The sequence below is a fragment of the Parahalioglobus pacificus genome (assembly GCF_014652275.1).
Lineage (GTDB): Bacteria > Pseudomonadota > Gammaproteobacteria > Pseudomonadales > Halieaceae > Parahalioglobus > Parahalioglobus pacificus.
On record NZ_BMYM01000001.1, the window covers coordinates 1,267,494 to 1,291,271 of the forward strand.

The 23,778-nt window shown below is 56.9% G+C and carries 19 protein-coding genes and 3 tRNA genes; 5 read left to right on the forward strand and 17 right to left on the reverse strand.

The genetic code is table 11. The features are described 5' to 3' along the window. Nucleotide 1: 1 nt before the first annotated feature. Nucleotides 2–3,154 (forward strand): efflux RND transporter permease subunit, encoded by a 3,153-nt coding sequence (locus tag IE089_RS05885; RefSeq protein WP_189476127.1) that lies wholly within the window; start codon nucleotides 2–4, stop codon nucleotides 3,152–3,154. After that, on the forward strand, nucleotides 3,147–3,800 hold the full coding sequence (locus tag IE089_RS05890; protein ID WP_189476130.1) for a TetR/AcrR family transcriptional regulator: 654 nt from the start codon (nucleotides 3,147–3,149) through the stop codon (nucleotides 3,798–3,800). Before IE089_RS05885 ends, IE089_RS05890 begins: the two co-directional genes overlap by 8 nt. Here the strand turns inward: IE089_RS05890 and IE089_RS05895 are convergent. The 7 genes from IE089_RS05895 to IE089_RS05925 form a co-directional block, all read right to left on the reverse strand. Continuing rightward, complete coding sequence (locus IE089_RS05895) at nucleotides 3,797–4,129, reverse strand: hypothetical protein (protein WP_189476133.1); 333 nt, start codon at nucleotides 4,127–4,129, stop codon at nucleotides 3,797–3,799. The two genes, IE089_RS05890 and IE089_RS05895, sit on opposite strands and share 4 nt — an antisense overlap. Nucleotides 4,130–4,608: 479 nt before the next feature. Then, entirely contained in the window at nucleotides 4,609–7,230 is a 2,622-nt protein-coding gene (locus tag IE089_RS05900) for a hypothetical protein (protein WP_189476136.1), read from the reverse strand. Nucleotides 7,231–7,512: 282 nt separating this feature from the next. Next, nucleotides 7,513–8,238, reverse strand: a complete 726-nt coding sequence (locus IE089_RS05905) for a helix-turn-helix transcriptional regulator (protein WP_189476139.1) — start codon at nucleotides 8,236–8,238, stop codon at nucleotides 7,513–7,515. 556 nt (nucleotides 8,239–8,794) lie between these two features. Beyond that, on the reverse strand, nucleotides 8,795–9,268 hold the full coding sequence (locus tag IE089_RS05910) for a TAXI family TRAP transporter solute-binding subunit (RefSeq protein WP_189476143.1): 474 nt from the start codon (nucleotides 9,266–9,268) through the stop codon (nucleotides 8,795–8,797). 12 nt (nucleotides 9,269–9,280) lie between these two features. Beyond that, nucleotides 9,281–9,357 (reverse strand) — tRNA-Arg (locus IE089_RS05915). A 49-nt stretch (nucleotides 9,358–9,406) separates the two neighbouring features. Then, a tRNA-His gene (locus tag IE089_RS05920) sits at nucleotides 9,407–9,482 on the reverse strand. Between the two features lie 60 nt (nucleotides 9,483–9,542). After that, nucleotides 9,543–9,619, reverse strand: a tRNA-Pro gene (locus IE089_RS05925). A 210-nt stretch (nucleotides 9,620–9,829) separates the two neighbouring features. Here IE089_RS05925 and folD point away from each other — a divergent pair. After that, nucleotides 9,830–10,675, forward strand: a complete 846-nt coding sequence (folD, locus tag IE089_RS05930) for a bifunctional methylenetetrahydrofolate dehydrogenase/methenyltetrahydrofolate cyclohydrolase FolD (protein WP_189476147.1) — start codon at nucleotides 9,830–9,832, stop codon at nucleotides 10,673–10,675. Between the two features lie 21 nt (nucleotides 10,676–10,696). On the opposite strand, the gene cysS is transcribed toward folD, so the two are convergent. Both cysS and IE089_RS05940 read right to left on the reverse strand, forming a co-directional pair. Next, complete coding sequence (gene cysS / locus IE089_RS05935; RefSeq protein WP_189476149.1) at nucleotides 10,697–12,073, reverse strand: cysteine--tRNA ligase; 1,377 nt, start codon at nucleotides 12,071–12,073, stop codon at nucleotides 10,697–10,699. Continuing rightward, the gene (locus tag IE089_RS05940; protein ID WP_189476152.1) at nucleotides 12,070–13,746 is read right to left on the reverse strand and encodes a glutamine--tRNA ligase/YqeY domain fusion protein; all 1,677 of its coding nucleotides are present in this window, start codon (nucleotides 13,744–13,746) and stop codon (nucleotides 12,070–12,072) included. Before IE089_RS05940 ends, cysS begins: the two co-directional genes overlap by 4 nt. Before the next feature lie 184 nt (nucleotides 13,747–13,930). Here IE089_RS05940 and IE089_RS05945 point away from each other — a divergent pair, with 184 nt between their 5' ends. Both IE089_RS05945 and IE089_RS05950 read left to right on the forward strand, forming a co-directional pair. Next, a complete protein-coding gene (locus tag IE089_RS05945; RefSeq protein WP_189476154.1) occupies nucleotides 13,931–14,428 on the forward strand; it encodes a peptidylprolyl isomerase in 498 nt (165 codons plus the stop codon). 12 nt (nucleotides 14,429–14,440) lie between these two features. Further along, a complete protein-coding gene (locus tag IE089_RS05950) occupies nucleotides 14,441–15,151 on the forward strand; it encodes a UDP-2,3-diacylglucosamine diphosphatase (protein WP_189476156.1) in 711 nt (236 codons plus the stop codon). 30 nt (nucleotides 15,152–15,181) lie between these two features. Here IE089_RS05950 and IE089_RS05955 read toward each other — a convergent pair whose 3' ends face one another. From IE089_RS05955 to IE089_RS05990, 8 genes are all read right to left on the reverse strand, one after another. After that, nucleotides 15,182–15,892 (reverse strand): MiaE family protein, encoded by a 711-nt coding sequence (locus IE089_RS05955; protein WP_189476160.1) that lies wholly within the window; start codon nucleotides 15,890–15,892, stop codon nucleotides 15,182–15,184. After that, a complete protein-coding gene (locus IE089_RS05960; protein WP_189476163.1) occupies nucleotides 15,889–16,374 on the reverse strand; it encodes a DUF1289 domain-containing protein in 486 nt (161 codons plus the stop codon). Before IE089_RS05960 ends, IE089_RS05955 begins: the two co-directional genes overlap by 4 nt. 131 nt (nucleotides 16,375–16,505) lie before the next feature. Further along, complete coding sequence (locus tag IE089_RS05965; RefSeq protein WP_189476167.1) at nucleotides 16,506–18,509, reverse strand: transglutaminase TgpA family protein; 2,004 nt, start codon at nucleotides 18,507–18,509, stop codon at nucleotides 16,506–16,508. Further along, nucleotides 18,506–19,486: a DUF58 domain-containing protein gene (locus IE089_RS05970; RefSeq protein ID WP_189477397.1), complete on the reverse strand. Its 981-nt coding sequence runs from the start codon at nucleotides 19,484–19,486 to the stop codon at nucleotides 18,506–18,508. The genes IE089_RS05965 and IE089_RS05970 overlap by 4 nt, the downstream gene beginning before the upstream one ends. A gap of 15 nt (nucleotides 19,487–19,501) precedes the next feature. Further along, nucleotides 19,502–20,476: an AAA family ATPase gene (locus IE089_RS05975; protein ID WP_189476170.1), complete on the reverse strand. Its 975-nt coding sequence runs from the start codon at nucleotides 20,474–20,476 to the stop codon at nucleotides 19,502–19,504. A 10-nt stretch (nucleotides 20,477–20,486) separates the two neighbouring features. Next, nucleotides 20,487–21,686 (reverse strand): O-succinylhomoserine sulfhydrylase, encoded by a 1,200-nt coding sequence (locus tag IE089_RS05980; RefSeq protein WP_189476173.1) that lies wholly within the window; start codon nucleotides 21,684–21,686, stop codon nucleotides 20,487–20,489. Nucleotides 21,687–21,700: 14 nt separating this feature from the next. Continuing rightward, on the reverse strand, nucleotides 21,701–23,221 hold the full coding sequence (purF, locus tag IE089_RS05985) for an amidophosphoribosyltransferase (protein ID WP_189476176.1): 1,521 nt from the start codon (nucleotides 23,219–23,221) through the stop codon (nucleotides 21,701–21,703). Between the two features lie 29 nt (nucleotides 23,222–23,250). Continuing rightward, complete coding sequence (locus IE089_RS05990; protein WP_189476179.1) at nucleotides 23,251–23,778, reverse strand: CvpA family protein; 528 nt, start codon at nucleotides 23,776–23,778, stop codon at nucleotides 23,251–23,253.

A 23,778-nucleotide genomic window follows, 5' to 3' on the forward strand; every position in this document is an offset into this window, starting at 1 on the left:
TATGTTAGCCAACACCCTATTCAACAATCGGCGCTATTTTTCACTAGTGCTGCTGGTCATAGTCGTCGTCGGCCTGACGAGCTTTCGCTCCATTGGCCGCCAGGAAGACCCCACGATCACCAACTTCGTGGCAACGGTCAAAACCTTCTACCCCGGCGCCACACCCGACCGAGTTGAAGCACTGGTGACGCGTATCATCGAAGACGAGTTGCGCGAGATTCCGGAAGTCGAGGAAATCAGTTCAACCTCCAGCACCGGCGTTTCCTTTGTCACGGTGCAACTGCTTGACTCCCTGTCGGATGAAGCCCTGGAGCGGGGATGGTCGGAAATTCGTGACGCCGTTGATGATGCCGCGCAGAGTTTTCCTCCCGGCGTGAGCCCCTCCCAAATTGATACGGACATCATGAGCAGCTATGTCCGCATCGTGGCAATTCGCAGTGCTGATCACAGCGAGGCGCCCCTCACCCTACTCAAGCGCATTGCCGAGGACTTTGCCGATCGCAGCAGAAACTTCACGGGCACCAAGCTTGTCGATTTGTTTGGTATGCCCGAAGAAGAAATCCGGGTCCAGGTGGATGAAATGGCCCTCGCTGCGCGGGGCATATCCTTTGCCGAAGTCGCTGCGGCACTGCGCGCCGCCGACCCGAAGGTCTCTGCAGGGCGCACCACCGGCACCAACGGGCAGTTCCTCATAGAGGTCGCAGGTGACTTCGATTCCCAGGAGCGCATTCGGGAGGTCATCGTCAGGACGACAGCGGATGGCCGCGCGGTGCGTATCGCCGACATCGCCTCTGTTTACAAGGCAGCGGTTACCCCGCCCCGCTCCCTGGCCTTTTCCCAGGGCCACCCCTCAATACTGGTTGGCGTCAGCATGAAAGAAGGTCTACAGGTTGACCGTTGGAGCGCCGATTTTGATGACTTCATGAATGACTTCCGCGCCAACGCACCGGCGGGAATCATCATAGAAACAAGCTATGACCAGAGTGGCTATACCCGTGAGCGCCTCAACGGGGTTGCAGCCAATCTGGCCATCGGTGTGTCGCTGGTGATTTTAGTACTGCTGTTTACGCTGGGATGGCGGGCCGCAGTGGTCGTGGCCGTCATTCTTCCCCTCTGCAGCCTGATGTCACTCACCCTGCTCTACTACATCGACGTACCGATTCACCAGATGTCAGTCACGGGCCTGGTAGTGGCGCTCGGGTTATTGGTTGATGGGTCCATCGTGGTCACCGACGAAGTGCGCAAGCGACTGCTCGATGGTCGCAGCGCCGGACAGGCCATCACCGATTCGGTGAGTCGCATGCGCGTGCCATTGCTATCATCTACAGCAACCACGGTACTTGCCTTCACACCCATGGTAATTCTGCAGGGGCCAGCGGGGGATTTTCTAGGCTCCATTGCAACCTCTGTAGTGGTCATGCTGGGCTCGTCACTGGTGCTTGCGCTAACTGTGACACCGGTGCTGGCAGCCCGCCTGCTGCCGGGTGGTCTGGAACGGGGTGGGCACTGGTGGAACCTGGGCATGGACAGTGGCGCACTGGGCCAGTGGTTTGTTAGATCACTGGACTGGTCATTGACCCACAAGGCTGCCTCCATCGTGCTGGCGCTGGCGCTCCCGATTACGGGCTTTCTGGCATTTCCAACGCTAACGGCGCAATTTTTCCCGGGCACGGACCGCGATCAACTGTACATACAGGTCAGCATGCCCAACGGTAGCTCCCTGGAGAACACCCGCGCCATCGTCGGCCAGATGGATGAGCGACTGCGCGGAGAGCCTCTTATTCGACGAGTGGACTGGACCGTGGGCGAGAGCCCGCCCGGCTTTTACTACAATATGCGCCGCGCTCAGGACGGAATTCCAAGTTATGCCGAAGCTCTGGTGCTCACGCGCGATGAAAACAAGACCGACGCCCTGATCCGGCGCCTGCAGCGAGAGTTTGATAGCGCCTACCCCGGCGCAAGAACCATTGTGCGCGGCATTGACCAGGGCCCGCCCGTGGATGCGCCGCTGGAAGTGCTGGTACTCGGTCCGAACCTGGAAGTGTTGCGTGAGCTGGGTGAGCAATTCCGCCAACGTATGGAGATGGTGCCTGATATCACGCACACCACTACCAGTCTGACGGCGGGCGCTCCCAAAGTGGTCTTCAATCTCGACGAGCAGCGCTTGCGGCTTGCAGGCCTGCAACTGGCAGACGTTGCTGACACCCTGGACGCTGCCCTGCTGGGGCGCACCGGTGGCGAGATTCTGGAAGACACCGAACGGCTCCCGGTGCGCGCCAGGCTGATCGAGGAATCTTGGTCAGACAGCGAGCAGATTCTCAACATGCGCTTGCCTATAGCCGCAGCGACGGGCGCAGACCGGCTGCCTGCTGTGCCACTGAACACACTGGGCTCCTTCGACATAGTCCCTTCCCGCAGCCCCATCTCACGCGAAAACGGTGTGCGCGTGAACAAGGTTCAGGGCTATCTGGTTCGCGGGGTGCTACCGGAGGAAGCCTTGAAACTGCTCCGGCAGGACCTTGCAGACAACCCTATTCCCTTACCCGTTGGCTATAAATTTCAATTCGGTGGCGACAGCGATGAGCGTGCGGGTGTAGTTGAAGACATCATGGCGCCAATGGGTCTGATTCTGGCATTGATGCTGGCGACAATCCTGCTGACATTTAACTCCTGGCGCCTCTCTGCCGTGTCATTCCTGGTCTGCATTTGCTCGCTGGGGCTCAGCCTGCTATCGCTGGCGCTGTTCAATTATCCCTTTGGTGTACAGGCGCTGATCGGTGTCATCGGTTCAATCGGTGTATCCATCAACGCCGCTATCATTATCATGACGGCGCTGCAGCTGGACAAAGGGGCCATGACGGGCGATGTGATTGCTACACGCAATGTCATCATGGACTCCAGCCGCCACATTGTGTCCACCACGGTTACCACCTTCGGAGGATTTCTACCGCTGATTCTCGAGGGCAGCCAGTTCTGGCCACCCTTCGCCATGGCCATTGCCGGGGGCGTATTGCTGTCCACCATCGTATCGTTTTACCTAGTTCCCCCGCTTTTCCTGCTGGTGAGCCGGAAAACCCCCGAGGCACTGGCTACATCTGAGCCGGCCGAACCAACCATCACTGCCAATAACGTTAAGAAGCTTCACCATGCCTAAACAGTCCACGGCCACAGTCCCCAAAACTTATCATCATGGCGACCTACGCAATGCCTTGATCGTCGCTGCCGCGGAACTCATCAGTGAGCGAGGCTCATTTGACTTTGCTATGGTGGAGGCAGCACGGCGCGCCGGTGTCAGCAACGCAGCGCCGTATCGACACTTTCGCGACAAGGAAGCCCTGCTTGAGGCTGTGGGCCAGCTGGGTTTTCTTGGACTAAAGCAATACGCGGAGCATGCCCTGGAAAATCAGGAGTACGGCAGCATCGAAGCGATCAAGTCGTTAGGCCATAGCTACATTCGCTTCGTCACCAGCCACGTGCCCTTCCACGACCTAATGTTTGGAGATGTGGGTCACAGGGCAATGGGTAATGGCGTCGAAGCAACCGACGGCAACGCTGTAGAAAGCAACCTCAGCGCCAGCGGCTTCTATGTATTGGTGGGCGCGGTAGAAGCCTATTTCAAAACCCACGCAATCACGCGTCAGAACCCGGTAGAGATTGCTGTGAAAATGTGGGCCACTGTGCACGGGATGTCGGCATTATTTATGAACCACAAGGTAGAACAGTTTCTGCCCGACGCTGATATTTTCTACCTGATGGACACCAGCATAGAAACCTTCTTCGACGGGCTACAGCGCGACTAGGCTGCGGGCCCTGCGTCATCCCCTAGGGCGGGAACCGCAGCATCCCCAGCCAGCGAGCCACCGGTTACCGGCAAGTCCCTGCCACGCCAGTACCAGACTGACCACAGGCACAGGCCGTAGAACAGGCTCAGCAGTCCTGTCATGCCGGGCCGTTCGGCGGCAGCGCCCCTGTTGAGTTCGTTGACTTCTATATCTGCCAGCAAGGCCCAGCGATGTTCGCCGACACTCACTGCCGTATACGCTGACATCACCAGGGCGCCGCGGTAGTCCTCGATCACCTCGACTCCCTCCTCTCCAGCTAGCGCCGCATCGACGACGTAGCAATCCACAGAATTCTGGCTCACCTTCGAGAGAAGGAACAGGACATTCCAACGCTCCCATTGCTCACACCTCCTCCCAGGGCACCACCTAAGGCATTGCCTCTTTTCGCTGGTAAGGATTCCAGCTCAACCGCAATCATTTAGCAAGTAAGCCACCAAATAACGCGCGGCATGGGCTGTTGCGCGCCTTCCTTCAAGAATTAACGGATAGGAATGGCAAGCTCAAAGCCGCGAACATGTTTTCAGGGCAATAAACAGTTAATTCGCGAACTTATCCAGCTAAGTCAACAGAATAGGCGAGAAGATCTACTCCCATTAGGCCGTTTATTTTTCCTATACTCTTCACGATGCCGCAGCCAAGGACGATGGGTGTGGGTTTGGACTTTGCGCACTGACGTCAAAATGCTACGAATCGATAGCGGCGGCACGCCGCGGCCCCCGCTTTTTCGTTGCTGATCTTGCCGAATCGATAACTGGCTAAGTTTCCCTCACTGCGATGATGGGCTTTTAGTAGCCCTGGTAGCGATCATTAAGATTCCAAGTGCTAGCATCATATAGGCCCAGAATGGAATGGGTATTGGCTCCGCGGAGGGGGAGGGGGTAGTGGTGCTCGGCGTAAAGGGCAAGGTGGCCCCGGAGGCAGCAGACACGCTGCTCAGTGGTATGGGGTCGCCAGAAGAACTCACACCGCTTACTGCAGTTACGCTGATTGTCTGAAGGAAGTCGCCATTAATCGAGAGGTTATTGGGTAGGGGGTCGGTAAGCTCGCGCAGCCGAAGAATCGCTGATTGAGCTATTTGTAGGTTGACATTGGCTTGGCCGCCGACAACCGGTATCGGAGTCGTTTGGATCGTATCGCTGATCAGTCCCGCGGCGGAACTGCTATAGATTTGGGTTAGCACGGCTCCGTCTTGTTGGGAAACAGTGGTCAGGTTGGTGGCTCCATTTGCGCTCAGGCTGCCTGGAGTTCGCATCCAGGTACCCTCGATGGAGAGTTCAAGAATGATCGCGGCGAGGTTGGATGCACCGCTTACGCTGAGTGTTTCTTGCAGAGAACCCGTCGTGAGAGCTTCAAAAGTATCCGGTACGCCGCTTGAGTTAACCGTTCCATCCATGTTTACAAAGGGATTGGTCGGATCTAGGAAGCCCGTTTGGACGAGAATCTCGATTGCAGAGCGATACATAAAGCCGGGCTCGACGGATGAGGAGCCGCGCGCAGTGAAACTTAGACTGCGAACGCCATTGGAAAGATCTGGCGCGCTAAAGATACGCGTTAAATCAAAGTCGTCGCTGGCAGTTTGGCCATTGTCGGTAGCTGAGGCGACTGTCGAGAGCACGCTGGATGCATTCGGATCGAATGTTCCCACCGGCCCAAAGGTATTCCGAACGAGGACAGTCGCCCCGGCATCAAAGAACACGGGGTCTCCATTAGGCGGTTGGACGGCGAGCTGCGACTGAGAACATCCATCTGGGTCGATCAGCGCCCCTGCTTGCGTACCTTGGCAGCTATCGTTTCCGTCAAAAATCGAGTCGCCATCGGTATCGGCGTTAGTGAAGCTTGTTCCCACCGCTTCTTCACCGGCGTTATCGAGCCCGTCACCATCGATGTCGAGCACATTCCATTCGTCACCGACGTTTGATAGATCTAGTCTTTCAAGCACAATAAGCCTCGGACTCGCGGCTTCTCTGGCCTCACTATCCTCGAATTGACCGTTGCTGTTGCTGTCACTGACGAACTCAAAGCGTTCGATTGCGACAATTAGACCGGCGGAGTTTTCAGACAGTATTTGCCAATACCGCCTTTGTTGCGTGAACGCACTACCGCGTAAAAAAGTGACCTCATCCTCAACGATGCTGAAGCTGGCTTCCGGATTCAAAAAGATGTCGGGGCCGGCCTGGCCACAACCGAAGAATTGCCGCGCTCCGCCCGCATCAGTGAAAAAGAACCCATCGACTCCCTCGCAAACAAGTTCCCCATTTTCCACAGTTGGCACGCCAACAATGTACGTCTGGTAATAGAACGGTAAAGGTATTGGCAGATTCTGGGCCCGCGTGAGACCGGAAGTCTGAAACTGCCCACCTTGGCCGGCAATCAAAAAGCCAGATGGGTTGCTGGCGGAGGAAAAGCTTAGCGAGAGGAGTGCGACACCGTTGTTTTCTGCTAGCAACCGATAGGTGAAAGTCTCGCTACCGCTGGTCAGCGTTAATGCCAGTCCATCGAAGGTCCAGTTGAAGGCTATTCCCGAGTAGGTGCCCGCGGCGGTTCCATCGGAATTGAAATCAACTTTTTCCGAAAAAAATTGCTGCGTCCGCGTCGCTGGCGGTGCGGGTGTGGCGGAGGGGTCACTAAGAAAGACCGGTAGCGCCCATGAGCCGTTGAAATCGTTGGCACTGAAATTTGTGAACTCGGTGCCTGGGTAGCGACGCCAATCGACTAACGCTTCTCGATTTAGTAAGGCGCTGGACGGTGTTGTGTCTCCTTGCCAGCCTCCGGGTACCGCATCGATCACGTTTTGGGGAATGATTAAGGTTTCGATAAATCCAGTGACGAGCTTCCATACTCCCGGTTGTTCCGGCGTGATCGTGATTGTCTGCGGCGTGTCCCTGACTTCTAGCTGCCCGGTGAAAAATAGATTCGGGTCGACCATCAAGAGCTGATCGACGGTTTGTTGACCAAACTTATCCGCGAGCGCTTGCACGGCCGGATTGCTTTGCTCCAACGGAAAGGGAACCGTTATGAAAGAACTCCCCTCAGTATTTGCTGATGTGCTTAGGTCCAAATGGAGGGCTTCATCAACTCCAGCCCCGCTAATCGTCCAGGAAAACTCCGACGCCACCACGCTGCGGTTGACGGTAGTTTGCCTAGATATCCGTCCCGTGTTGTCGATCGCAAATTCAAAGGTCTGAAAATTAACAGTACTGATCAGGCTATCTAGGTCGCTTGTTTTTCCAGCGACTTCGAGAGCTTCATTTAAAAACAATGGACCATCGGTTATATCGATCCCATCGAAGTTCGTGGCGTAGCTGGCGTTTATTGTGCACAGCTGGAGTACTACCGTGCCTAGAAGAATCCCTGATGAGGATAACCGGCGTGAGAATGACGATGACACTGTTGATTTCCTTTGCGTGCTAGCGCTGGTGGCCAATGGTTTCGATTCAAAGAGGGAGGTCGTTGTGTTTTTTGCACAGCTTACCTAGCATAGATACCCGACGACCGCTGCCGCTTCAATCCTGTGCAAATGCATAGCTAGCGATCACTCCCGCAGCCATGTCGGAAGCATCTCTACTGGGAGTTCAGTCCTTAAGGGGACGCTTTCATTTAGGAACTTTCGTCCCGTTTGGAATTTTCTTGGCCGTGTTGCTTGAAGCTGAGGCCTGGCGGGGAAAAACTTTTAGATTTGTACAATTCCGGAATGAATCGCTTTCGCAAGCGCTACTTCTCGTGTGGGCGCATCAAGCTTTCTGCGCGCATTCTTGAGATGGAGATCGACGGTCACTTTATGGATACCCATTTTGGTTGCGATTTCTCGCACACGCAGACCGCTGGCTAGCCACTGCAGACATTCGACTTCCCGTGGCGAGAGCGGCGTGAGGGCCTTCGTTACTTCCAACCTTTGAATGGTGAAGTGCCCTACGGCCGATGCAGTGGCTAAATTTTGCCGCTTGGCGTCAAGAAACTGTTCGAACTCACTTCGGGAAAGTCTACTTACAATACCTATTCCTGAAGGGCCTTCTTGCATCCGAGTTGGTATCGGAAAGACGGTTCCGCACTTTACGGACATGCTTTGACGCGCGTGCAACGCGAGTGTTTTCTCATCTTTGCGCACTCGCGGATCGTTAAGGTCGTAGTCGTAGCCCCAACGGAGATTCGTTTCCATGCGTTCAACTCGGCCCGTAATGCGTCGATCCGTTAGCGCATAAATAGAGTCTACAAAGCTCTTGGGGTAACTGAATATTGGGTAATTGAGCGTTTTGGATGGAGATACGGTTTGGCCAAAGAAAATGTTGACGCCGTCGGCACCCTGACTGTGCAGAAACTCGATTAAGCTTTCGGCACAGGCTTTACCCGAACTGCTGCGGTGAACGTCGTCTATGAACCTACATAGATCCGATGCCATCCTACGATTTCCTTGCTCCTGTGATCCGCTTTAGCCCGACAGGCATGTTGTGACGGCTGTGAGGACAACAACATACTTGCCTCCATTGGTATTGTCACCATCGGACACGGATCGCGTTGTCCAAGCGCGCACTAATGCGCGGAAATAGGTCTATATTTTTCTTCGAGGATTGATAACGTTAAATCGTGCCGAGCCACTAGGAGAGGAATATCGTCCGCAGCTCTGATCGACCGCATGGTCCTGCGATACCTCCGGCCGCCTTAGCCCATCCGCCGCGTCAGCCTCTGAATCTGCAGCCATTGCAAAGCGATCGCCCTTGCTGTCAACTCGTTCTCGCTTGTTGATGACGACCAGAGCCTTATCAGGGATGTAAGGGCCTGGTCTGGGTTAGGTTTTGATTTTTCGGTTACGACCCTGGGCCTTTTAATCGCTGGATTCGCCATTTTCGTAACACTCTCGAAGCCAAAGATGATGCTTGCAATGATGGAGCACACGAATCCTGATACGGGCTTGAAAACGCTCAAGCACATCATTTTCGTCTTTATGAGGGTTTTTATTAGTGTTCTGCCAAAAACCAAAAGGACTTGTACTGCCCACTAGAGACGGGAGGAATTGCTACTCTTTTGCCAGCAAGGTCAGAAAAGTCAGCAATTGTCGATAAATCATTTACGATAAGGTGATAAGCGTCTTGATACAGTCGCATCACACCGGATACTGCATCAGAAGTGCTGATGTCGGCCTGTATCTCGGCAAGATCCACTCGCCCCTTCTCTAGCAACTGCAAATTTTCTCCACTGCCACCAGTTTCGAAAACACGAACGCGAATGCCTATAGCTGAAGCGTTGATGACGTCGGCTATTGCGGTTGACAAAGCCAGCGTTTCGCTGCCGGCTGGTCCGCCCGCTATCGTCAGACTCTGTTTCTGATTACCACTGAGCCACAACAGGAGAGCGCCAAGAGCGAACAACCAAATAAAAAGTATGAGCACCAATCGGATCTTGGGTAAAAAAGGTCGCACCACAATCTCCATTGCACAAGTGAATGGCGCGCCTGGAAGGATTCGAACCCTCGACCAATAGCTTAGAAGGCTACTGCTCTATCCAACTGAGCTACAGGCGCATGGGCGGCGATTATACAAGCAAACATGGCGACTGCCATAAATAGGGACTGGGGTGGCCGACGGGTCTCGAACCCGCCACCTCCGGAGTCACAATCCGGTGCTCTACCTGATGAGCTACGGCCACCACTGTGTGTGTCCTGTGAATAAGGCGTGAGACCAATTTTCCCAAGTGAGGCGAGAAAAGTGGTCGGGGTGGAGGGATTCGAACCCCCGACATCCTGCTCCCAAAGCAGGCGCGCTACCAGGCTGCGCTACACCCCGAACGTCAAGCACCAACAAGCCTGTTGCTGGCCCCTATTTCAGGAGCGCGCATCATACTCATCCGCCCCTGTAGCGTCAACGGCAGGCACCGGCCTACTTTCCGAGTGAATAGGCACTTTAAACCGAGCCGTCTGACATGGGACAATCCGCGCCTTCAATCATTGCGGGCTTAGCGGCAAAGGCTAACGCCCCTTCCCTGGAGACGGAGACATGACCGCAAAGGTTCTGGATGGCAAGGCACTGGCCGGTGAAACAGAAGCGCAGTTGCTGGAGCGCGTTGAAGCATTGAAGGCCAAGTCAGGTGGCAAGACCCCGATTTTGGCGACCATCCTGGTGGGGGACGATCCTGCCTCGGCCACCTATGTAAAGATGAAGGGCAATGCCTGTCGTCGCGTGGGTATGGAGTCCGTTGCGGTTGAACTGCCTGCAGCCACAACCACCGATGAACTGCTGGCGAAGATTGCAGAGCTCAACGCCAACCCGGATGTGCACGGCATTCTGCTGCAACACCCGGTGCCGTCACAGATAGATGAGCGTGTATGTTTTGACGCTATCGACCTGACCAAAGATGTCGACGGTGTCACCTGCCTGGGCTTCGGCCGTATGGCCATGGGCGAACCCGCCTATGGTTGCGCCACCCCGCAGGGCATTATGCGACTGCTGGAGGCCTACGACGTCGAGATCGAGGGAAAGCACGCTGTGGTTGTCGGTCGCAGCCCCATTCTGGGGAAACCAATGGCAATGATGCTATTGCAGAAAAACGCCACGGTCACCATTTGCCATTCGCGCACCCGCGATCTGCCCGCCTTGGTGGCGCAGGCCGACATTCTTGTGGGCGCCGTTGGCAAGCCCGAGTTTATTCGTGCTGAATGGGTTAAAGACGGTGCGGTGGTGGTTGATGCCGGTTATCACCCCGGCGGCGTGGGTGATATCGAGCTGGAGCCCCTGCTCGAGCGCGCCAGTGCCTATACCCCCGTACCCGGTGGGGTTGGCCCGATGACGATCAACACCCTGATCATGCAGAGTGTGGAATCCGGCGAGAAAAGCCTCGCCTGATTGCTTTCTAGTGGCGGCGCCCTACGCGCGCCGCCATTTCGTTCCCTCTCGGGAATCTTCAAGTACAACACCCGCATCAAGCAGTTGCTGACGGATCTGGTCGGCGAGTGCAAAATCCTTATCGGTCTTCGCTTGCGCGCGCTGCTCGATCAGACCTTCGATCTCAGCAGCACCCATAGCAGCGTCATCCACGCCACCCTGCATCCAGGCTTCGGGGTCTTGCCCGAGAATACCCAGTAGATTGCCTGCTACGAGTATTCTCGCCTTCAGTGCGGGCTGCTCCGACGCCTCTGCCTTGTGCAACTGCCTGGCCAGCGCGTGAATCTCGGCGATGGCCAGGGGCGTGTTCAGATCGTCATTCAAGGCCGCGTAGTAGGCTTCATCGTCCAACTGTATCTCTGCATCCACCGGCACATGCTGTACCTCTCGCAGCGTGCTGTAGAGGCTACCTAACGCTGCCTCGGCCTGTTCCAGCAGCTCAGCCGAAAAGTTAAGCGGCGAACGGTAGTGTGCCGACAGCAATGCAAAACGCAGCACCTCACCCCTGTAGCGCTTCAATAAGTCACGAACGGTGCGAACGTTGCCAATGGACTTCGACATCTTTTCGCCATCGATGTCCAGGTAAGCGTTGTGCATCCAATAGCGAACAAAATCATCGCCGTGGGCGCAGCGGCTCTGGGCAATCTCGTTTTCGTGATGCGGAAAAATCAGATCGCGTCCGCCACCATGAATGTCGATCGTAGGCCCCATGTGCTCGCGAATCATTGCTGAGCATTCAAGATGCCAACCGGGGCGCCCTCTGCCCCAGGGGCTATCCCAGCCCGGGTCCTCCTCGTCCGCCGGCTTCCACAGGACGAAATCACCGGGGTGACGCTTGTAATCCGCCACCTCGACTCGCGCACCTGCCAGCATGTCTTCCAGCTTGCGATTGCTGAGGGCGCCGTAATCCTCCATCGACTCGACGGCGAACAGCACATGGCCCTGGGATTTGTAGGCGTGTCCCTTCTCCAGCAAACTCTGTGTAAGCTCGATCATGGGCTTGATGTTATGCGTAGCATGGGGCTCTAAGGTGGGCGGCAGTGCATTAAGGGCGCTCATATCCTCGCGATACTTGGCAGTAAACTCTTCCGTTACAGAGTCAATACTGCGCTGCCCTTCCCTTGCAGCTGCAATGATCTTGTCATCCACATCCGTGATATTGCGCGCATAGACCACCTCTTCGAACTGCGTTTGCAGCAATCGATACAGGGTATCGAAAACCACCACCGGTCTCGCATTGCCAATGTGGGCAAGGTTGTAAACCGTTGGGCCGCACACATACATGCTGACCTTATCGGGCTCTATCGATTCAAAGGGCTGCTTCTCACCCGCCAGCGTGTTGTAAACCTTGAGACTCATGACGCCCCCTCCCCACGCTGGGCCCAGGTGTCTCTGAGGCCTATGGTTTTGTTAAATACGGGCGCTTCCGAACTGTGATCAAACCGGTCAGCCACGAAGTAACCCTCGCGCTCGAATTGGAAATTGTCCTCCGGAGCAGCCTGTGCCAGTGCCGGCTCGATCCAGGCCTGCTGTATCACTGTGAGCGATTCCGGGTTGATATGTGCCATGAAGTCATGATCGCCCTTGTCGGGCGCTTCATGGTCAAAGAGACGGTCGTACAGGCGCACGGTAGCCTGACGCCCCTTAGAGGCAGAGACCCATTGAATAACACCCTTGGGTTTTACGCCGTCTTCAGGATCATTGCCTATTGTATTTGGCACGGTATGCGCATGAACTTCAATCACTTCGCCCTGCGCATTCTTGATCACTTCGTCTGCCTCAATCACATAGGCGTTGCGCAGCCGCACGCGCTTGCCTAACACCAGACGCTTATACTTTTTATTGGCTGACTCACGGAAATCATCGGCGTCGATGTAGAGCTCCCGGGTCACCGGCAACTGTCGCTCGCCCAGATCCTCGCGACTGGGGTGAGCAGGCGCCGTCACGACCTCCAGTTGATCTTCAGCGAAGTCGGTCAGCACAACTTTCAACGGGTTCAACACGCACATACCCCGCGGGGCATTGGCATTCAGGTCGTCGCGAATAGCGTGCTCCAGCATGGCTACATCCACCACCCCGTCAGAGCGGGTGGTTCCCACCATGTCGCAAAAATGGCGCAGCGCTGTCGGCGTAAAGCCGCGGCGTCGCATCCCGGCTATCGTCGGCATGCGCGGATCATCCCAGCCGGACACCACAGCATCGTCCACCAACTGCTTCAGCTTCCGCTTGCTGGTAACTGTGTAACTAGTATTCAGACGACCGAACTCATACTGCCGTGGTCGGCTGTGGACTGGCAGGTTTTCGATGAACCAATCGTAGAGTGGCCTGTGATCTTCAAACTCCAGTGTGCAAATGGAGTGCGTAATGCCCTCTATGGCATCTTCCTGACCGTGGGCAAAGTCATAGGTGGGGTAAATCACCCAATCAGTACCCGTCTGGTGATGAGCCACTTTGCGGATACGGTAGAGGATAGGGTCACGCAGATTCATGTTTGGCGACGCCATATCAATCTTGGCGCGCAGCACACGACTGCCCTCTTCGAACTCGCCCGCCTTCATGAATGTCAACAGCGTGATGTTTTCCTCCACACTGCGATCACGATAGGGGCTGTTTTTGCCGGGCTCGGTCAGGGTACCGCGATATTCCCTGGCCTCCTCGGGCGACAGGTCATCCACATAAGCCAGCCCCTGCTCCACCAGATACACCGCCCAGTCATACAACTGCTGGAAATAACTCGAGGCAAAACGGACCTCGCCGTCCCAGGCAAATCCCAGCCAGCGCACATCCTCTTGGATGGAGTCAATGAACTCCTGACTCTCTTTCTCCGGGTTGGTGTCGTCGAAACGCAGGTTACAGCGCCCCCCGAACTCCTCAGCCAGCCCAAAATTGACGCTAATGGACTTGGCATGACCAATGTGCAGATAGCCATTGGGCTCTGGCGGAAAACGGGTGACGATGTCGCTTACCCGGCCGTTTTCCAGATCATCAGCTATGATGGTACGAAGAAAGTTGTTAGTGCCCTGCTGTTCCATGAATCCTGCTTGCGCTGGTGTTAAAAATCGGGCGCGTAGTATAGCGGCGAAAGCCCTCATCAGATAGCGCCCAGAGCAGCCGGGCCTGACAACGATTCACCTCAGAGCACGCGAGAGATTGTTTTACTGGCCGTGAAAAGTCCGTATCATTGCGCGGCCTCATAACTGACACAGGGACGACAACATGGTCATCATGCGCACCACATTTGGAGATATCAAACTGGAGCTGGACGCCGAACGCGCGCCCAAGACCGTGGAGAACTTCCTGATGTACGCCCGAGAAGGCTTCTTCAATGGCACTATTTTCCACCGGGTTATCGACAATTTCATGATCCAGGGTGGCGGCTTTGACACTGAGATGCAGCAAAAGTCGACGCAGGAGCCCATCGAAAACGAGGCCGATAACGGCCTGAAGAACGACACGGCGACCATAGCAATGGCCCGCACCATGGACCCTCACTCGGCTACGGCCCAGTTCTTCATCAATGTGAAGGACAACGATTTCCTCAACCACTCTGGCAAAACCATGCAGGGCTGGGGATACGCGGTCTTCGGCAAAGTCGTTGAAGGCGAGGAAGTGCTGGACAAGATCCGCGCCGTTCCTACAACCAGCCGCGCTGGTCATCAGGACGTACCGGTTGACCCGGTCATCATCGAGTCCGTCGACATCGTCGAAGACTGATAGCCCGTCGCATTGGCGCGCACACTGCTCATTTCAGACCTGCATCTGGCGCCGGAGCGCCCGCTGGTCACCGCCGCTCTGGCCGAATTCCTTCAGCGTGAAGCACATTGCGACACGCTGTATATCCTCGGCGATCTATTCGAAGTATGGGTGGGCGACGATGACGACGCCCCCCTCGCCCAAACCGTTGCCGAAATGCTGCGGTCATTCACTGACACAGGGTCAGCGCTCTACCTGATGCAGGGCAATCGCGACTTTCTGCTCGGCGAGGGTTTCTGCAATGCCGTTGGCGGAGAGTTGCTACCAGACCCGACCGTACACACCATTAACGGCACGCCCACACTGCTGATGCACGGCGACAGCCTGTGCACGGATGACGTGGCCTATCAGGCCTTTCGGGAACAGGCGCGATCGGCGGAGTGGCAAGGCGCCATCCTCGCGCAATCACTGGAGGAGCGCCGGAAGCTAGCCAGGAATCTGCGCAATGTCAGCCAGGAAGCGAACTCTAACAAGGCTGAAGACATCATGGATGTCGCCCCGGAAGCCGTTGCCCAGGCCTTTGAGGCTCACGGCGTCAGCCGACTGATCCATGGCCACACCCATCGGCCCTGTATTCACAGGGGGCAGGGGCGGGCGCGCTGGGTGCTTGGCGACTGGGAGGCCAACGGCTGGTATATCGAGCTCAGCGATGATAAAGAATCGCTAGAAAAATTCTTTATATAAGGCAGTTAGGAAGGTTTTCTAAAGTCAAACCTAGTCTGAGACCCCAATAGGGACACCGCTGTGAAATCGCAGTTGCCCGTCGGGCTCGCTAATCAGTTTCGCTTCAACCGATAACAACTGCTCACACCGTTCCTGCACGGCATTCTCATCGCTGATCTGTGCAGCCAGTTTGAGGTAGTCCTGGAAGTGCCGCGATTCGGACTTGAGCAATGAGGTGTAGAAGCTGGCGAGTTCCGGATCCAGATGTGGCGCTAAGGCCGCGAATCGTTCGCAGGAGCGCGCCTCAATGATTCCACCTACCAACAGGCTATCGACAAGCCGCTGTGGCTCATCGGAGCTAATCTCAGCGCGCAAGCCCACGGCGTAACGCCCTGCACCCAGAGGCAGGTATTCAAGTTTCCGCTGACCGATAATCGCCAGCACCTGCTCAAAGTGCCGCAATTCTTCCCGAGCCAGTCGAGACATCTTCTGCAGCAGGTCATTGCGAAAACTCACCGGCAGATGACTTGCGCCGTAGCGCTTGATCGTGGCCAGTGCAGACTCGGCAGCTTTGCGCTCACAGTTGGCATGGTCTGTCAGCAGTGCAGGCAGGTTTCCCGGCTGGCAGGCTTCCTCTACCCACGCGTCTGGCGTGCCGCAGTGCAGGAACGTCTGAATAGGACCGATGTCCACCTGCGCGCCGCCGCCGACGTTAGCACCGCGCCGGGAGGCTGCCTTGGCCGCTGGATCTGCGCTACTCATGCGCCGCCCTCTGCTGAGTTGGCGCCTGCGAACATGTCAGGCGTTTGAATGTATCGCTGGTGATGGGCTTCTGACAGGATGTAGAACTCCTGATCGATCATGTCTCGAAGTGCCAACAGGGGTATATCCCGGTAGCGCAAATCCACCTCAAAACCGAAGGCATTGCTGTCCTCTATTTGACCTGCGCCGGCCTTGAGCAGTGCAAACACCCAGCAGTACTCGTCGTGCGCAGGGTTATGGCGCACTTGTTGTACCTCCAACTGCCAGGCCAGTAACGCCTTATCAATGACCTGCAGTTTGTTGCTGACGCACTGAGAGAGGAAATCCGCCAAACGCTGATCGATGATGGCTTTCTGCGCGTTGCTATAGCCGTTCCAGTGGATGACCTCATGGGCGAACCGCTTACAGCCCCGGCAGACGACATCGCCGATGCCGGTTGAGCAGACGCCAATACAGGGGGTTTTTACGGGACGGTCGAGCATAATTACGGAGAGTGTGTTAACAGAGCGAGTCTAAGTTATCGCTCACGGGATTGCACGGCGATCAGGGCCCTGAGGCGCAGTAAACCGTGACGAAATAGGAACTGACCGCCGCAACAGGCGTGTGCAGGTGGCTAGCGCACAAATTGAAGCTTGCGAACGCTACGGCGCAAGCTTGCCAGGGTCTCCCCGCTGCTGGATGGCGCCGGAGCAGGACGATACGTGAGGTCCTGATAGGCCTCGGTTATCGCCTCAATCTCCTGTCGATAGCGTGGCAACTTGCGCATCGCTCGCTGTGCGAAGTCTGCTGGAGACTCCCAGGGCTCGCGCACAACACCCATGCGAGCCATACGCTCACAGAACGCCAGATAGTGCTTGTCTGCTGGGCTTAGCTGGTGGCGTCGCCGGCGCAATAACAGCACAGCCGCGACAGGGACTAGCACGGCGGCCCAGGTGAGTAACAATACCGTGACAAACCGTTGCGGGCTGACCTCACCCAGCCAGCGTGACAGCAGGTCAAACTGCTGTTCCTGGTTGAAACCTGTCACCCAGGCCTGCCACCGATAGGTCAGTGCGTCGTAGCGCAAACGCAGCGCGTTAACCCAGTCAATATCGCGGTAGCGCAGCGGTGACAGCGGCGAGGCGGACAAGAAGGTGCCCTCGCCTTCCACTGCTTGCTCAAGACCCCACTCAATGCGATCGGGTGCCACCGCCGCGGTGGGATCAACCCGCACCCAACCCTGTTCAGCGAGCCAAACCTCAGCCCAGGCATGAGCATCGAACTGGTGCACAATCACTGTCCGGTTCACCGGGTTAATCTCGCCGCCCATGTATCCGGCCACAATGCGGGCAGGCACACCCGCCTCACGCATCATCATCACAAAGGCATAGGCATAGTGCTCGCAGAAGCCGCGCAGACTGTCGAACAAAAAATCATCCATGGGGTCGTCATCCCCCAGCAGCGGCGGCTCAAGGGTGTACACAAAGCCCTGCTGGGTGAAATAGCCCAATACGCGATCGACGAAGTCGGCATCACTGACACTGGCAGCGCGAAGAGATCGGGCCAGCTCACGCGTGCGCGGATTGTCCCCGGCCGGCAGTGCAAGTTCTGTCTCGCGTCGCCAGGCGCTGAGCTCGGGGTCCAGCGGTGTCTGCGGCCAACTCTGAACCCTGTACTGGGTTTCATGCTCGATCTGTATCGGTGAGTACAGCCGGTAGTCAGCCAGCATCAGCAGGCCATCGCTTGCGGGTTGTGAGTAGCGCAGAGAGAAGAGCCAGTTCTGTTGGGTAGGCTCCATGATGACGGCGTAGGACAAAGGTTCGCCCACCGCATCCAGCTCGGGCATACGCCGCTCAGCTGCCGGCACATCCCAGTAGCGCAGGCTGCGCCATGCGCCCTCCTCCAGCCTGCTCATCACCAGGCCGCGCCAATACAAGTCGCTAAAGGCTGGAATCTCGCCGTCGAACTGTACCCGGAATGCCACCTCTGCCGACTGGCTTAACTTGGACACGTCGCCGGGCTTGAGGAGATCACTCATGCCGGTTTTGGCAGTATGGCTCTTGATAGGCACCGTCCACAGGGGACCAATGCGAGGGAACAGGAAAAACAGCACAAGCATCAAAGGGAAAGCCTGCAACAGCATGGTGCCTGCCAATTTCATGCTGCCCCGGTTGAACCGTTGCTGCCCGGGTTGATGCAAGGCAACAAGAGCAGTGGTCAGCAGTAAAACTGTGAACAGGCTGTAACCAACAATCAGGATGTCCTGACTGAATAAGAACTCAGTGATGCAGACGAAGTAGCCCAGGAAAATCAACACATAGGCATCCTTGCGACTCGACAGCTCAATCATCTTCAGGGCGAAGGCTGTCAATAGCAGAGCGACGGTGGGTTCCAGCCCCAGCACGGAACCGAAGCTGAAAAACACGCCACCGGAGGCCGCAAGAATAAGTACCAGCTTAAGCCAACGACGGGGATAGGCCCACAATCCGCGAAACACCTGTATGCGCCACACGGCCGCCACCACATACACAGCTATAACCCACAGCGGAACGCGTTCGATATGCGGCAAAATCAGCGCGAACAAACTCAGAATCATCCAGATCAGTGCGTTGCGCGGTACTTGCTGCTCCACGTTCATGCGGTATCACCCTGACCGTAGAGCGCCAGCGCACGCAGTGCATCATCGCGCTGCTTCTCACCCCGGCCCGGCGACACTGTGGCCCCGGGTATGCGCAAGCCATACTCCTCGCCACCGCCTTCTAGTTCCAACACCCAGAAACACAACTGCGATAAGCGTTGCTCAATTCCTACGCCTTCGAACTGCTCCCAATCCAACCAGACACAACGATCGGCATAGGCCGCGTACTGCTTGCTCTGCAGCGCTTGCCCCCGGGCAAGCCCCTTCCAATACACCTGACGCAGGGAATCACCGCTTCGATAGTCCCTGAAACCGTAAAAATCGTCACTGCCCTCTCCCATAACGGCCGTGCCGTCGGCCGCGCTGGCAGAAATCCCCGCGGGTGCAGGGCAAGCCAGTGGCCTCGGGTACACCAGCGCATTGAGGTCTAAGGCTACCCAGGTCCAGCAACGCAACAAACCCAGTGGATAGCTGGTTTCAATGAGTAACCTCCCGGGATTGAACCAGCCTCGCTCCCCGGCTCGAATGTGCAGGCGAACCGTTTGGGTGTCTTGCTCAACAATATTCACCAGTGCATCGTCGCTGTTCTCCCAGGCGACGTGGAGCGCGTAGTGATCTCGGCGTTTGCCGCGCTCCAGCAGTAATTCAAACTCCGCCTGCTGCCCGGGAAACACAGACTGCGCACGCACACCGTGCACCGTCATCCCCGACAAGTTGGCGTACGTGTGTAACACCGCCACTATAAACAGGGTGGTTAGCAGGAACGTGAGGCCAAAGCTGAGGTTGCTCTCATAGTTAATGGCCGTCAGCAGCATAAGTAGCAAGCAGGCAAAAAAGAAAAAGCCCACCCGAGAGGGGAAGATAAAGATGCGCTTCTGATCAAGGGTGACTGAGCGCGCGGGCGGGATACGCCGATCTAGCCAGGCACGGAACCGGGTGCGAGTCGCCGTTTTTAGAGTCTGCCAACCGGACACCATCGCCACGGCCCGCGGTTAGCGCCGCACCACATCGACGCCATGCATTAGCAGCTTAACCAGCGCTTGGCCATCGCCGGCATAATCGCCGGCGGCCACTAGTCGATGGCCAGCCACCGCGGGCAGAACCGCTTGAATATCCTCGGGGACGACATGGCGCCGACTATTCATCACCGCCCAGGTGCGGGCGCAGTCCAGCAGTGCCAGCGCACCGCGGGGTGAAAGCCCCACTGCAAACTCTGCGCTCTGGCGGCTGAACGCTACCAATCGCTGCACATAATCCAGCAGGCTGTCGGAGGTCTGCACCTCATCGATCGCCTGGCGCACAGTTGCCAGGCCCTGGGCATCAATAACCTGGGACAGTGACACTGTATTGCGCCCTCCCCGGGGTTTGGACAGCAACTCTCGCTCTGCCTGAGGGTGAGGGTAGCCCAGCTCCAATCGCATCAGGAAGCGGTCCAGCTGTGACTCGGGCAGTGGATAAGTGCCGGACTGGTGTATCGGGTTTTGCGTGGCAATGACGAAGAATGGTTCGGGCAGATCGCGAGTCTGGCCCTCGACTGTCACCTGTCCCTCTGCCATGGCTTCAAGCAGGGCGCTCTGGGTACGCGGGGTGGTGCGATTGATCTCATCTGCCAACAGCACCTGGGTAAAGACGGGACCGGGATGGAAGCTGAAGCTGGCAGTATCCCGGTCATAGACCGAGACGCCCAAGATATCGGCTGGCAATAAATCGCTGGTGAATTGAACCCGGTTATAAGACAGGCCCAGCACATCGGCCAGGGCGTGAGACAAGGTGGTCTTTCCCATACCCGGCAGGTCTTCAATCAGCAGATGCCCTCTTGCGAACAGGCAACACAGCGCCATTCGCACCTGAATTTCCTTACCGAGCACAACGCGGGACACCTCAGCTACGGCAGCGTCAATTAAACGCTCTACGCCAGCTCCCGTAGCGTCTTTGCCGGTGGCACTTGCAGAAATCGGGGAATTCATGGGTAGTGTGTCAGCTCCCTATGGCGGTGAGGCCCAATTGCAAATCGCGCTTGATGTCATCCACATCCTCCAGCCCAACGGCGACGCGAATCAAACTGTGGCGAATGCCAATATCATCTCTTTGCGCCTGCGAGAGGCGGCCATGGGTGGTGGTTGCCGGGTGCACGATGGTTGTCTTGGCGTCACCGAGGTTTGCGGTCAAAGACACCAGACGCGTGGCGTTGATGCAACGCCAAGCCTGCTCCTGACCGCCAACCACTTCAAACGACAGCACGCCACCAAAGGCACGCTGTTGTTGACGCGCTAACGCATGCCCGGGGTGGCTTTCCAGACCCGCATAGTGCACGCGCTCCACGTTGGCCTGCTGGCTTAGCCACTTCGCCACATCCAATGCAGACCGACTATGGGCTTCCATACGCAGGCGCAGGGTTTCCAGACCTTTCATGAAGACCCAGGCATTGAACGCGCTCATGGTTGGACCGCAGGTCCGCAGGAACGTCACAACTTGATCCATCAATTCATGACGGCCCACCACCGCGCCGCCGACACACCTGCCCTGCCCGTCCAGGTACTTGGTGGCGGAGTGAATGACGATGTCTGCCCCCAGCGACAACGGGAGTTGCAGAGCGGGCGTGCAGAAGCAGTTGTCGACAACGAGCAGACAGTCCGCGTCATCTGCCAGCGTACGCAGGGCCGCCAAATCGGCGACCTCGCACAGCGGATTAGAGGGTGTCTCCAGGAAAAACATGCGCGTGTTATCCCGCACGGCATCCCGCCAGGCGTCAACCTGCGCCAGGGGAACAAAGCTGACCTCAACACCAAAACGGCTCAGGTAATTACTGAACAGCCCTGTTGTTGTGCCAAACACATCGCGGGAACACACAACGTGGTCGCCGCTTTTGAGCAAGGCCATACAGGTGCTGAGAATTGCCGACATACCTGACGCCGTACCCACCGCCTGCTCCGCGCCTTCCAACGCTGCGATACGCTGCTCGAAGCCGCGCACCGTCGGGTTGGTGTAACGCGAGTAAACATTACCCTGTGACTCACCGCTAAAGCGCGCTGCCGCATCCTCAGCAGAATCAAAGACAAAGCTGGATGTGGTGAAGATGGGTTCTGCGTGCTCTCCCTCGTGGGTACGCGACACACCAGCACGAATCGCCAGCGTGTCCGGGCCTGCCTCATCCAGAGGGTGTTCATCGCGGCTCATAGCGCTACACCCCCTCAGATATCGTTATGCAGACCGACGACAGCGCCCTCGGCGGCCATCGCGGCGCGGCGCTCTGACTGCGCCTCATCATTGCGTTGCGCTTCGATATGATCGAGATACCCCTGGTCAACGTCTCCGGTGATGTATTCGCCATTGAACACTGAGCAGTCAAAGCCGCTTGCGGCTTCATTGCCTTCGTGAGAACAGGCAACCAGATCTTCCAGGTCCTGGAAAACCAGGGAATCGGCACCAATCAGTTCGCAAACCTCTGCCTCCGTGCGGCCGTGGGCAATGAGTTCTGTCGCGGACGGCATATCAATGCCATACACATTGGGATAACGCACCGGGGGAGCTGCCGAGGCAAAATAGACCTTGTTTGCACCGGCATCACGTGCCATTTCAATGATTTGCCGGCAGGTCGTACCGCGGACAATCGAGTCGTCGACCAGCATCACGTTCTTACCCTTAAATTCCAGCGGCACGGGGTTGAGCTTCTGGCGAACCGACTTCTTGCGCTGACTCTGCCCGGGCATGATAAAGGTGCGCCCGATGTAGCGATTCTTCATAAAGCCTTCACGGAACTTGATGCCTAACTCGGTCGCCATGGCCTGACCTGCAATCCGGCTGGTGTCGGGGATGGGGATAATCACGTCGATATCGTGATCCGCGTGCTCGCGCAGAACCTTCCGCGCAAGCCGCTCACCCTGACGCATACGGGTCTTGTAAACCGAAATACCGTCCATGAGCGAGTCGGGACGCGCAAAGTACACGTGCTCAAAGATGCAGGGCGCCAGTTGCGTATGCTCAGCGCATTGCTGCCTATGCAGGTTGCCCGCGCTGTCGATAAAGATCGCCTCGCCAGGCGCCACATCACCCAGCATGGTGTATCCCAGCACATCAAGGGCAACGCTCTCAGACGCCACCATGTGCTCGCGCCCTTCATCCGTATCGCGGTAGCCGACCACCAAAGGGCGGATGCCGTAGGGATCGCGGAAAGCCAGCACCCCATGATCGACCAGCATGGCCACCGCCGCGTACCCACCACGACACCGACGATGAACAGCACCCACCGCAGTGAAGATATCCGCCGCCGCTGGGCTTAGTTTCCCAAGCGTTTGAAGCTCATGGGCAAAGACATTCAACAGGACTTCGGAGTCAGAGTCGGTGTTCAAGTGACGCAGGTCGCTCTGAAACAACTCCTTGGCCAGGGCATCTGCATTGGTGAGGTTGCCGTTGTGGGCAAGGGCGATGCCGTAAGGCGAGTTGACGTAGAAAGGCTGTGCCAGCGCGGTGCCGGAACTCCCCGCCGTGGGGTAGCGCACATGGCCGATACCGATGCTGCCGCTCAAACGCTGCATATGGTGCTGGCGAAAAACATCGCGCACCAGCCCTTCACTTTTGCGCTGGCTAAATTTCCCACCGTGGCAGGTCATGATCCCCGCCGCATCCTGGCCGCGGTGCTGCAACACGGTCAGTGCATCGTAAATATCGGGGGCGATATCAGACTTACCAACTATACCGACCAGGCCACACATGCGTTTTTCCTCAGTTCTGCGCAGCCAGGCTACGCGGTCACGGCAGGCACATCGCCCGACCGAATCTTGTCAAACATCTGGTACGACCAGTTCATCAGCATATCGATGTGCGGCATCAGCCGCGACTCGTACACCCATTGCTGCTCAGTTGGCGGCACCAGTTCGCGCAGCAAATAGATCAGTGCCATCACAATGATCAGCCCGCGCGCAAAACCAAAAACTGTACCCAGGAGGCGGTCGAGCAGGCCCAGGCCTGTTGCTTTCAACAGCCTCGATACGCCCATGGCGATGGCACCACTGACCACCAATACTCCAAGGAATATCAGCGACCAGGCGACGATATAGCGCCCGGTGATGTTCTCGATCACGCCCGCCAGATAGGTAGACACCTCACTGGCAAAAAGGTTTGCCAGGACGAAGGCGACAACCCACCCCGCCAGAGACAGCGCCTCACGCGTGAACCCTCGCCACAAACTGATCAGCGTAGACACGCAGACGACCACGACAATGAACCAGTCCAGGCCGTTGAAGCCGCTGATATCGGGCAGGCTAATCAC